The sequence below is a fragment of the Kitasatospora terrestris genome (genome assembly GCF_039542905.1).
Lineage (GTDB): Bacteria > Actinomycetota > Actinomycetes > Streptomycetales > Streptomycetaceae > Kitasatospora > Kitasatospora terrestris.
On sequence record NZ_BAABIS010000001.1, the window covers coordinates 6,896,171 to 6,906,811 of the forward strand.

Annotated in this window: 12 protein-coding genes; 2 read left to right on the forward strand and 10 right to left on the reverse strand. The window is 74.5% G+C overall.

The features are described 5' to 3' along the window. Positions 1–3 precede the first annotated feature (3 nt). The 6 genes from ABEB06_RS31700 to ABEB06_RS31725 all read right to left on the reverse strand — a co-directional run bounded on the left by ABEB06_RS31700 (position 4) and on the right by ABEB06_RS31725 (position 3,903). On the reverse strand, positions 4–690 hold the full coding sequence (locus ABEB06_RS31700) for a DUF6230 family protein (protein ID WP_345700346.1): 687 nt from the start codon (positions 688–690) through the stop codon (positions 4–6). Further along, positions 687–1,358, reverse strand: a complete 672-nt coding sequence (locus ABEB06_RS31705) for a hypothetical protein (protein WP_345700347.1) — start codon at positions 1,356–1,358, stop codon at positions 687–689. The genes ABEB06_RS31700 and ABEB06_RS31705 overlap by 4 nt, the downstream gene beginning before the upstream one ends. Continuing rightward, positions 1,355–1,762, reverse strand: a complete 408-nt coding sequence (locus ABEB06_RS31710; protein ID WP_345700348.1) for a DUF6114 domain-containing protein — start codon at positions 1,760–1,762, stop codon at positions 1,355–1,357. The genes ABEB06_RS31705 and ABEB06_RS31710 overlap by 4 nt, the downstream gene beginning before the upstream one ends. Beyond that, a complete protein-coding gene (locus ABEB06_RS31715) occupies positions 1,756–2,523 on the reverse strand; it encodes a DUF6230 family protein (RefSeq protein WP_345700349.1) in 768 nt (255 codons plus the stop codon). Before ABEB06_RS31715 ends, ABEB06_RS31710 begins: the two co-directional genes overlap by 7 nt. A gap of 1 nt (position 2,524) precedes the next feature. After that, entirely contained in the window at positions 2,525–3,094 is a 570-nt protein-coding gene (locus ABEB06_RS31720; protein WP_345700350.1) for a DUF6114 domain-containing protein, read from the reverse strand. A 104-nt stretch (positions 3,095–3,198) separates the two neighbouring features. Then, positions 3,199–3,903, reverse strand: coding sequence for a DUF6230 family protein (locus ABEB06_RS31725; protein ID WP_345700351.1), 705 nt, complete (start codon positions 3,901–3,903; stop codon positions 3,199–3,201). A 218-nt stretch (positions 3,904–4,121) separates the two neighbouring features. On the opposite strand from ABEB06_RS31725, the gene ABEB06_RS31730 reads away from it, so the two are divergent. Then, complete coding sequence (locus ABEB06_RS31730; protein ID WP_345700352.1) at positions 4,122–4,706, forward strand: TetR/AcrR family transcriptional regulator; 585 nt, start codon at positions 4,122–4,124, stop codon at positions 4,704–4,706. A gap of 32 nt (positions 4,707–4,738) precedes the next feature. On the opposite strand, the gene lepB is transcribed toward ABEB06_RS31730, so the two are convergent. Next, the gene (gene lepB / locus ABEB06_RS31735) at positions 4,739–5,401 is read right to left on the reverse strand and encodes a signal peptidase I (protein ID WP_345700353.1); all 663 of its coding nucleotides are present in this window, start codon (positions 5,399–5,401) and stop codon (positions 4,739–4,741) included. Positions 5,402–5,529: 128 nt separating this feature from the next. Then, positions 5,530–6,189, reverse strand: coding sequence for a TetR/AcrR family transcriptional regulator (locus tag ABEB06_RS31740; protein ID WP_345700354.1), 660 nt, complete (start codon positions 6,187–6,189; stop codon positions 5,530–5,532). Positions 6,190–6,283: 94 nt separating this feature from the next. Here ABEB06_RS31740 and ABEB06_RS31745 point away from each other — a divergent pair, with 94 nt between their 5' ends. Next, entirely contained in the window at positions 6,284–7,090 is an 807-nt protein-coding gene (locus ABEB06_RS31745) for a M24 family metallopeptidase (RefSeq protein WP_345700355.1), read from the forward strand. A gap of 567 nt (positions 7,091–7,657) precedes the next feature. Here ABEB06_RS31745 and ABEB06_RS31750 read toward each other — a convergent pair. Beyond that, entirely contained in the window at positions 7,658–9,223 is a 1,566-nt protein-coding gene (locus ABEB06_RS31750) for a WXG100-like domain-containing protein (RefSeq protein WP_345700356.1), read from the reverse strand. Positions 9,224–9,377: 154 nt separating this feature from the next. Further along, on the reverse strand, positions 9,378–10,553 hold the full coding sequence (locus tag ABEB06_RS31755) for a CapA family protein (protein ID WP_425559725.1): 1,176 nt from the start codon (positions 10,551–10,553) through the stop codon (positions 9,378–9,380). Positions 10,554–10,641: the final 88 nt, after the last annotated feature.

A 10,641-nucleotide genomic window follows, 5' to 3' on the forward strand; every position in this document is an offset into this window, starting at 1 on the left:
CGGTCAACGGCTGCCCGGGGTGCCGGTCGGGGCCGCCGGGGCCGGGCAGTCCACCGCCCCCGGCCGCACCGTGATGCGCAGGCCCGGGGTGCGCAGCAGACCGGGCAGCTGCAGGTCGTGGACGGTCGCGGTGACCCGGTCGAACTTGGCGTAGCCGGCCTGGATGCCGAAGCGGTGCTCCGGGCTGCCCAGCGGATTGGGCACCGGCGTGGTGCCGTCCGGGGCGATCACCGTGTCCGGGCCGTTGATGTTGAGGTCCACCAGGCCGTCCATGTCGAGCTCGCCGGTGGCGCTGTGCAGGTCCAGCACGGTGTTCTCAGTGACGATCTCCCAGGTGCCGGTGTCGCTGTCGCCGAGCGTGATCAGCAGCGTGTAGGTGGCCCCCATGATCTGCTGCTGCTGGGCCAGGCACAGCCCGTTGATCACGCCCTGGGCGAAGCCCATCCGCAGCGGGTGGACGGTCGTGGTGGTGCCGTCCGCCCGGACCGCGGTCTGGTCGACGACGGCCGCCGCGTACCGCGTGCCGTACAGGCTGCTGGTGGTCAACCGGACCGTCCCGGACTGGATCCGCAGCCCGCCCGCGAGCGCCCCGTCCGCCAGCGCGCCGCCGAGCGAACCCGCCGCCACCAGCGCCGGCAGCGCGACCAGCGCGCTGCGCCGCCAGTGGGTGCGCCCCGCCCCGCCGTTCACGGGCCGGTCACCGTGATCGTGCCGGGCAGGTGCACCGGGTTGTTGGTGTTGCTCAGGTCGGAGTGGTCGTCGATGGTCTGGATGCCGTACACGTCGGCGTCGAAGTTGGTGGCGCCGGCGGTGAGTTGGATGAAGGAACCGAAGAAGTTCAGCAGGCCCTGGATGCCGCAGATCGGGATCAGCAGCACCGGCACGCAGATCTGCCTGATGTCGCCCCACATGATGGTGGTCTCCGGCTGGCCCGCCCTGTCGATGCCGCCGAGCGAGCCCGTGTCGGGCACCGAGATGGCGATCGCGGTGCCGTCCGGCGCGGTGTGCCTGACCTGCATGTTCCTGCGGATCCGCAGCTGGGTGAAGGTGTACTGGGTGGTCACCCGGGTGGTGCCGTCGGACAGCCGGATCGTGACGTCGTTCTTCACCGTGAGGCCGACCGCGAGCATGCTGTCGATGGTCACGCGCATCGGCGTGGGGGTGGGCAGGAACGGCATCCCGAGCGGCTGCGGCTCGCCCGGCAGGGCGGCCGGGGCGGCACGGGCGGCCTGGACCGCGGCGGCGGCCGGGGCCCTGGGCGGCGCGGCGGCACCTGCCGGTTGGTCGGGGGCGAGGGCCGTCGCGACCAGGGCCGCGAAGGCGCCGGTGACGGCGGCCGCCCGCCGCGCCCGGCTCACTCCACGCCCCCGGCGACCGCCCGGGCGCGGGCCCGGCGCGGACCCCAGCCCGCCGTCATCGCCCCGCCGAGCACCCCCAGCAGCATCCCGAGCAGGAAGCCGCCCAGGTTGGACACCACCAGCGACACCACCGCCAGCACGGTGCCGATCAGCCCGAAGGTGACCCGCTGGCGCGGCGCGGCGATCGGGATCAGCCCGCACAGCATCATCCCGCCGCCGACCAGGTACCCGGCCACCGCGTTGAAGCCGACCGCGGTGACCAGCTGGATCGCGCCGAGCGAGAACTTCAGCACCGTCCAGCCGCCGAGCACCAGCCACAGCCCGCCCCAGAACGGCCGGGTCCGGCGGAAGGCGGTGAACCAGCGCCACCCGGCCCCGACGGCGGAGCGCGTCCGGGTCAGCACGTGCCGGCCGATCCGGCGACCACCCGGATGTTCAGGGCGGGCAGGGTGAGCGAACCGGCGATCTCCGCGGTGTAGGCGTTGGCGTTCAGCCCCGCCAGGTTGACCGTCGACCCGGTCGGCCCCGACCCGGCCGAGCCCAGGCCGAACCCGCCGGCCTGCGCCCCGGCCAGCGGCTGCCCGGCGACCATCACCTGGTCCGCAGACATGCCGAGCACCGCGTTCTGCAGCGTGGTGTTGCCCGCGGCGGACAGCGCCGGCGCCTCGATGTACAGGTTGGAGGCGTTGATGTCGGTGGTCACCGTGGCCGGCGGCGCCGCGGTCACCGGTTGACCGGCGGTCAGCAGCAGCGAGTACGGCACGCCCGCGATCGACTGGTGGACGATGCCGCACAGCCCGGCCAGCCCGGCACTGGCGAACCCGACCCGGGCCATCGCCGTCCCGGTCGAGGTCGAGCCGTTGGCCGCCTCGATGGTCGGGGTGTTGAGGATCGCGCCGAAGCCGGTGCCGGACACTCCGTTGGAGGTGAGGGTGAACGGCGTGTTGGTGACGTTGAAGCCCGCGGCCAGCGCGCCGTTCGCGAGCGCCGCGCCGAGCGCGCCCACGGTCAGTGTGGCCGGCAGCAGCACGGCCGCGGAACGGGCCCAGCGGGTGCCGCGCGCGGTGCCGTCGGCGGCCTCCGCGCGCATCGCCCGGTTCCAGTCGGCCGCCGATCGGCGAAGGCGCAGCGGGTACCGGCGCAGGTCCGGCAGACGGAACGTCATCTCACGCCTCCGCGGTCTCGGGTGCGGCCGCGGCGGGCGTCGCGGCGGGGCGGCGGCCGAGCCGGAGGTGCCCGGGCCGGGGGGACGGCTTCTCCGGCAGCCAGCCGACCGCCATCGAACCGCCCAGCACGGAGAGGAACATGCCGACGAAGAACCCGCCCAGGTTGGTCAGCGGGAACGACGCGACGCCGACGATCACCGCCACCACGCCCGCGGTGTGCCGCTGGCCCGGCAGCAGCAGCATCAGCGCGGCCAGCGCCAGCAGGATCGCGCCGCCCGCCATGCCGGTGATCCCGCCGACGCCGACGTGCAGGATCCGGCCGACCGGTGCCAGCGGCAGGTAGAGGATCACGAAGCCGCCGAGCCCGGTCCACACCGAGGCCCAGAACGGGCGGGTGCGGCGCCAGCGGCGCAGGGCGAGGCGCCCGCGGGTGAACGTGCCGGGCGTGCCGGGGGCCGTCGGGGTGGCGGGGGTCGCGGGGGTGCCGGAACCCGCCGGGGCGATGGGGCCGGTCGGGGGCGGGGTTCCGGGACCGGTCGAGGTGTCGGGGGTGGGCGGGGTGGGTGCCATCGGGGTCCTCGCTGGGGGCGTCGGGAGGGGCGGGGGTGGGTGGGGCGCCGTCCGGGGACGGCGCCCCACCCCGGGTGCTGCGGTGCCGCGGACGGGGCCGTCCGTCAGCAGTCGCCGCCGCCCGCGCCCTTGCCGGCGGTGTCCCCGTTGGCCAGGTTGATCGCCAGGTTGGGCAAGGTGATGGCGCCGCCGATGGTGGCGCCGTTGGCGTTGGCCTTCAGGCCGCTGATGTCGGTCTGGCCGCCGGTGGCGTCCAGGCCGAACTGGCCGGCCGTGCCGTCGCTGATGCCGGTGCCCTTGATGTTGGCGCTGTCGGCCGCCGCACCGATCTGGTTCGGCGTGGTGGCGGTCGCGTTGAGGGTCGCGGTGGCGCCCTTCACCGACTGGGCGTCCAGGATCAGGTTGTTCGCCTGGATGCCCTGTCCGGAGGCGAGCTGGGCGGAGGTGAGGGGAGTGGCCGCGGCCGGCGAGGAGATGTTCAGCGACCAGGTGCCGACCGTGCCGACGACCGGCAGGTTGACCGACTGGACCGCGTGGATGCAGATCCCGTCCAGACCCGCCTTGGGCAGGCCGACCTCGGCCGCGGCGGTGGAGCTGCCCGCGGTCACGGTGGTCAGGACCGCGCCGAGGCCCTTGGGGGCCGCGACGGTGGCCGAGGACAGGGTGAACGGAACGCTGGTGAGCGAGAGGTTCGCGGCGAGCACGCCCTGGGCCATCGCCACCGTCATCGCGGCGATCGCGGCCGTGGCCGGCAGCGCGATCAGCGCGGATCTGCGCCAGCGCGTGACACCTCTTGATTCTTCCTGCATGGGGTCTCCAACCGTCGTCCCGCGCGGCTGAGGGTTTGCGCGGGTACCTGAGGCGCGGCCGGCTCCGGGAGCGCCCATCCCCGACACTCCCGGAGTGCTTTACATATTTCGGCTGCGTGTCCAGAAAGTAAGCAGGGGGTGATGGAGTGTCAATAGAGTTGGCAGGAGTCGGTACGCGTGTCCGCTCCGCGCCGCAGGGGCGTGGCTAGACTCGGCGAATGGCATGGATCAGGGAGACCGTCAGGTCGCTGCTGCGGGACCGGCTGCTCGACACCGCCCGGGACCTGGTCGCCGCCGACGGCTTCGACCGGCTGCGGATGACCCAGATCGCCGCCGTCGCCGGCGTCAGCCGGCAGACCGTCTACAACGAGTTCGGCTCCAAGGACGCGCTCGGCGAAGCGCTCTTCCGCCGCGAACTCGAACTCTGCCTCAACGGCATCGAGCAGCAGCTCGACGAACACCCCGGCGACCCGCACGCCGCTGCCGAGGCCGCCGCCCTCTTCACCCTCCGGCTCGCCGGGCGCAACCCCCTGGTCAAGGCCATGCTCACCGCCACCCGGGACGGCGAGGACGGCCTCCTCCCGTACCTCACCACCCGCGCCGAGTCCGCCTTCACCACCGCCACCGCCATGCTCGACGGCTACGCCGCCACCGCCTGGCCCGCGATCGACCCCGACTCCCGCGAACTCGCCGTCGACACCGCCGTCCGGCTGACCGCCAGCCACATCGTCCAGGGCGCGGGCGACCCCGCCACCTCCGCCCGCCGGATCGCCGAGGTCTTCGTCCGCGTCGCCCGCGCCTGAGGCGACTCGGCGGGCCCGTGGGGCCCGGGCTCTCAGTCCGGTGGGGCGGGGACCTCGGTGAGGGTCGGCGTGGTGTCCAGGGTGCCGACGGCCGCCGGGGGCCACACCCGCAGGCCGATGCGGCCGGAGACGGTGGCCAGGTCGCCCCAGCCGAAGCTGCGGGAGTCCTCGGAGCCGTCCGGGTTGTCGCCGAGGAAGAACAGCCTGCCCGGCGGCACCGTCTGCGCGGTCGCGGCGGCGGTCCGCGTGCCGTCCGGCGTGCAGCAGCTGCCGGTCCGGTGCGCCTGCTCGGCCCAGGCCGGCAGGCCGACCCGGAACCACGGGCCGCTGCCGCCCGGCTGCACCAGGACGAGGAACGGGTCCTGCGGCGTCGAGGAGATCTCCACCCGGTCGCCCGGCAGGCCGATCACCCGCTTGACGATCACCTCGTCCCGGCCCGGACGGTGCAGCAGCACCACGTCCAGCCGGTGCACCGCCGCCCCGCCGCTGCCCGGCACGGCCAGCAGTCGCTGACCGTCCGCGAGCGTCGGCCGCATGCTCGAACCGTCCACCCGCACCGCGAGCGCGGCCGTCGCCACCGCCGCGAGCACGCACCCGACCGCGGCGCCGACGAGCACGCCGAGCAGCAGGCGGGTGGTCCGCCGGCGCGGCCGGTCGGCGGCGTCAACGTCCTTGGTGGGCCGGGGAGTCGACATCGGGCACTCCTGAGGGGGAGGGGGCCGGCGGATGCAGATGCGGGTGCGGTGCTGTGCGGTGCGGTGCGGTGCGGTGGGACGGTAGTGGTGCGGCCGCCCGTCGCGGAAGACCCCGGGCGGAGCCGGGCTCAGGGACGGCGGTCGAGGGCCGTGCGGATCGCCCGCCAGCGGTCCGGGTCGTCCACGGCCACCGCGACCAGCTGGTACGCGCTGCGCTCGCACAGGTCGGCGAGCTGATCCGCCGGCACCTCCGCGCCGTCCAACCAGCCGACCAGCAGCTCCTCCACGTACGCCAGCCAGCCGTGCACGGTCGCGACGACGGCGGGCGTACGAGGGGTGCCGGCGCCGGTCAGCGCCGCCAGGATCCACTCCGCGAAGCGGGCCCGGACGTCCCGGTGGAGCGTGGCCATCGTGCCCGTGCCGCCGCGGTCCACGTGCCGGACCACCGCCAGGTACAGCGACGGGTGCCGACCCACGAAGGAGATGAACGTCTCGATGCCGCCGCGCAGTTGCGCCGACCCGCTGAGCGTCGGATCCGGCGAGACCTGGCCGAGCACCTCGTCCGCCACCAACCGCACCACGGCGGCCCGGAAACCGCGCTGGGAGCCGAAGTAGTGGAACAACAGGCCCGGCGAGACCCCCGCCGAGCGGGCCGCCGACTCCACGGACAGCGTGTCCAGGCCGTCGGAGTGCACCAACTCCCGGGCGGATTCCAGGATCTGGCGGCGGCGCTGATCCGCCGACAGTCGCCGTCCGGGCTGCGGGCCGGGCTGGGGGAGGGGACGCACGTGCGCATCCTATTGACTTCCCCCCGGGCGTGGCTACTTTTGAGTACTACTCAACAAGCACCCGTCCGGCCGACCCGCGAGGCGAGGTACCGCCATGCCCAGCAGCCCCCTCCGGTCGCCCGGCACGGCACCGGACCGCGTCCGGCGGCCCGCGCTCCCGTACGAGGAATCCGACCTCGACCGCTACCGCGACCTGCAACAACTCGCCTACGGGGCGGCCGAACGGGCCGCCGGTCAGCTGCGCGCCGGCATGCGGGAGAGCGACGCGGCCGAACGGCTCCGACAGGAGCTGCGGGCAGCCGGGCTCGGCGCGTTCGCCCGGCGGCCGGCGGCCCGCTTCGGGCGGCGGACCGCCGGTGCCGGCACGCCGGGCGGGCTTCCGGGAATGGGCGGGCGCCTCCTGGCGCGGCTCCGGGAACCGGAACGGCTCCGGGACGGGACGCCCTACCTGCTCGACTGCGTCCTCACCGCCGGCGGCCGCACCGTCGGCGTCACGCTCGCCGGGCGACTCGGCGGCAACCCCGTCTGGGACGTGCTGCGGGCCGACCTGCCCGCGTACCGGGACCTCGTCCTGCGCGAAGTGCGGCGCGGCAGCCCGCTCCACCGGCTCGGCCGGGCCGTGGACGCACTCGCCGCGAGGCACGGCTACGACAACCCCGACCGCGGCCTGCTCGGCGGGGTCATCGCCCGCTCGGCGCCCGCCCGGGCCGGCGACCTGCAACGCCGTACGGGCCCGGCCCGACCCGCCTCCTACGCCCACCGCCTCCCGCCGGGCCTGTGGGCCGTCAGCCCCAGGGTCGCCTTCCGCGGGGTCGGGGTCGCCTTCGAGGAACTCCTGGTCGTCACCGAGACCTCCGCCTGCTGGCTCGACGACGACCTCCCCCACGCGCGCACGCCGTAACGCCAACCGCTGCGCTGCGCCGCGCCCTTGCGCCTGCGGCGGTGTGGGCTGCGCCCTTGCGCCTGCGGCGGTGTGGGCTGCGCCCTTGCGCCTGCGGCGGTGTGGGCTGCGCCCTTGCGCCTGCGGCGGTGTGGGCTGCGCCCTTGCGCCTGCGGCGGTGTGGGCTGCGCCCTTGCGCCTGCGGCGGTGTGGGCTGCGCCCTTGCGCCTGCGGCGGTGTGGGCTGCGCCCTTGCGCCTGCGGCGGTGTGGGCTGCGCCCTTGCGCCTGCGGCGGTGTGGGCTGCGCCCTTGCGCCTGCGGCGGTGTGGGCTGCGCCCTTGCGCCTGCGGCGGGGTGATCAGTCGTGCGGGCGACTACGGCTGGCCGGGTCCGGCGCCTGCGCCTGCGCGGAAGACTGGCCCGCGTCTGCGGCGGGCCGGAGCGCCGTAGAGGCGTTGACCGTCGGCCGGCCTCAGCTTGCGGGGGCTGTACCTGGGCCGCGTCTGCGGCGGGTGGGCTGCGCCGTTGCGTCTGCGGCGGTGCCGACGTGGGACGCCCTCCCGGCTGGGGGCCGGGAGGGCGTCGGGGTCAGTCGGTGGGGGTGAAGATGTGGACGGGGCCCAGTTGGTGGTGGGTCTCGACGGCGTCGTCGAGGTCCTCGCCGATGGGGACGGTGCGGCGGGTCTCGTCCTCTTCGTCGTCCTCGTGACGGCGGTTGCCGCGCTGTTGCGCGACGGCGGAGCGGACGTTGCCGTTGCCGGAACTGCTGCCGCCGACGGGGCCGTAGTGGCCGCCCATCATGCCGGGCGGCGGGGCGGCCATGCCGCGGGCGCCGGCCCCGGAGCCGTTGCCGGACCCGCTGCCGTTGGCGCCCGCGCCGACCACGCCGTTGGTGCCGCCGGCAGAGCCGCCGTGCGGGCCGCCGGTGCCGGCTTCGAGGTCGGTCTGGGTGCCTCCGCCTCCGGCGCGACGCCCGGTGCCGGTGCCGAGCCGGAGCCCCTGCCCCTGGTGCGGGAGGGCGCCGGCCGCCCGGTCGGGGCCGTCGGTGCCGCCGCCGCCTCCGCCACCGGAGCCTCCGCCGGAGCCGCCGCCGTGGCCGCCGAGGTGGGGCGAGAGGTTGATCCCGCCGAGGACGCTGGTGCCGGAGCCGCCGTGGCCGCCGCCGAGGGCGCTGCCGCCGCCGGCGAGGTGCGGGCGGAGGCCGTCGAACGCGGAGAGCCCGGCGTCGCGGGCGTGGCCGCCGCCGAGTGCTCCGCCGGCCCCGCCCGCGAGTTGGAGCGGGCTGAGCGGGGAGGCCTGCTGCGAGCCGAGGGCCCCGATGGCGTGCCGCTGGGAGTCCTCGTGGTCGCTGAGGTTGCGGACGATGGTGTCCATCTTCCCGGCGGTGTCGCGGAAGTGGTTGAGCAGCCGGTTGATGATTTCGACGCCGACGGCGCGGGCGATCTGTTCGGCGGCCTCGACGGCGATCTTGCCGAACATCTCGCTGGGGTCGCCGATGTCCAGGCTGTCGACGATCCTGCGGAAGGAGGAGCCGTGCGAGTCGATGTCGTCGCTGTGGCGGCGGAGTTCGACGGCGGTGGCGGTCATCCTGGCGAGGTCGATGCCGAAGCTCTGGCCGTTGGACTTGCCCGGGGGCGTGCCGAGGACCTCCTTGACGGCCTTCTCGGCGAGGTCGGCGACCGGCTCGGCGATCATCTTGGCGAGCCGGGAGACGGCCTCGTCGAGGATCCGGGAGATGATCTCGCGGCCCATCGCGATGATGGCGCCGGTGCTGAGCCCGAAGGTGGCCGAGGAGGCTGCCAGCTGGGCCTGGATGTTCACCAGTTGGACGATGCACTGGCCCTTGCAGACCTCGATCACCAGCGCCGCCCCTTGCAGCACCTTGGACGCGGTCTCGCAGGCGTCGACGATGATCCCGGAGAACTTGCTGATCCCGGACCACACTTCGGCCAGTTTGTCGGCGGCGTCGCCGTGGTAGTACTCGCCGAGCGTGGCGATGGCTTTGTCCGCCGCCATCTGGGTGGAGTCGATCTGGGTGGCGAGCTTCTTCAACTGGTCTGCCAGTTTGATGAGTTCGTCCTCATTGGCCTGGGGCCACTTGATCCCCAGCAGGTTGAGCACGAACGAGAGCTCTGAAGGTAACTCGATTGCCATAACCGCCCCCTGACCACCGGCGTCGCGTTCACTGATCGCGCACTGCGACGATACACATCGAACTCAGTGCCGACTACCTGACCACAGGGAGTGGCCGGTGATCGGGACAAGTTGGTGACATGACATCAGATGCGACTGACAGTGTGCTCGGGATTCACTCGGACATGGTGAGTCCGGCCTCGGCGCCGGAGCGGCTGAGCACCACCGAGCGGATGTGCTCCAGTGCCTGCGCCCAGTCGGCGCGGTCCGGTCGGCTGCGGACGGCGGCGGGCAGGTCGAGCACGCGGAAGGTGGTGAGGTCCATCAGCTGCGGGACGAACTCGGCCCTGCCGACCGTCCACCGCCCGCCGGGGTCGGTGGGCGGGGTGAAGGTGAAGCGGGCGATGGAGCTCCAGTTGCCGCGGGCGTCCTGGGCGCCGGTGGGGTTGAACATCTCGCCGGCGATCTGGTCGCCGAGGCCGTAGACCACCCAGGTGCCGTTGACCTTCTCGTAGGCCTGCGGGATGTGCGCGTGGGTGCCGATGATCAGGTCGACGTCGGGCCGGTCGCCGGTCCGGGCGGCGGTCAGCTCCCGGGCGAGGTCGAGCTGTTGCGCGTTGGGGCTGTCCTGCCACTCGGTGCCCCAGTGGAGGCTGACCAGGACCAGGTCGGCGCCGGCGGCGCGGGCGGCCCGGGCGTCGGTGAGGATCCGGTCGCGGTCGATCAGGTTGACCGCCCAGGGCCGGCCGGCGGGCAGCGGGATGCCGTTGGTGTCGTAGCTGTAGGCGAGTTGGGCGATCGTGGCGCCGCCGGCGGTGAGCAGGGCGGGGGTGGCCCGTTCCTGTTCGGTGCGGGCGGAGCCGGTGTGGCGCAGGCCGACGGCGTCCATCGCGTCGAGGGTGCGGCGGATGCCGTCGGTCCCGTCGTCGAGGGTGTGGTTGGAGGCGGTGGAGCAGGAGTCGTACCCGGCGTCCTTGAGCGCCCGGGCCACCTCGGGCGGGGACTTGAAGGCGGGGTAGCCGGTGTACGGTCCGCCGTCGCGGCCGTAGACGGTCTCCATGTGGCAGATCGCCAGGTCGGCGGCGGCGATCAGCGGTTTCACCCCGGCGAGCATCGGGGCGAAGTCGTACCCGGTGCCGCCCGCGTCCTGGTGGGCCCGCTGGATCACCTCGGTGTGCGGCAGGACGTCGCCGGTGGCGACCAGGGTGAACGGGCGGGGCCCGGTCGCGGCGGTGGTGGCGGGCGCGGCGGCGGGTTCGCCGGCGGGCGGCGGGGTGGCCGGCCCGGCGGGTCGGGCGCAGCCCGCCGCGGCCAGCAGCAGTGCGAGCGCGGCGGTGGGGAGCAGTCGCACGATCGGCCAGTCCCATCATCGGGTGGTGTGACAGGGCCGACTATGCCGCCCGGACCGGGTGGCGCCGCCGCCGTGGCGGGCGCCACGC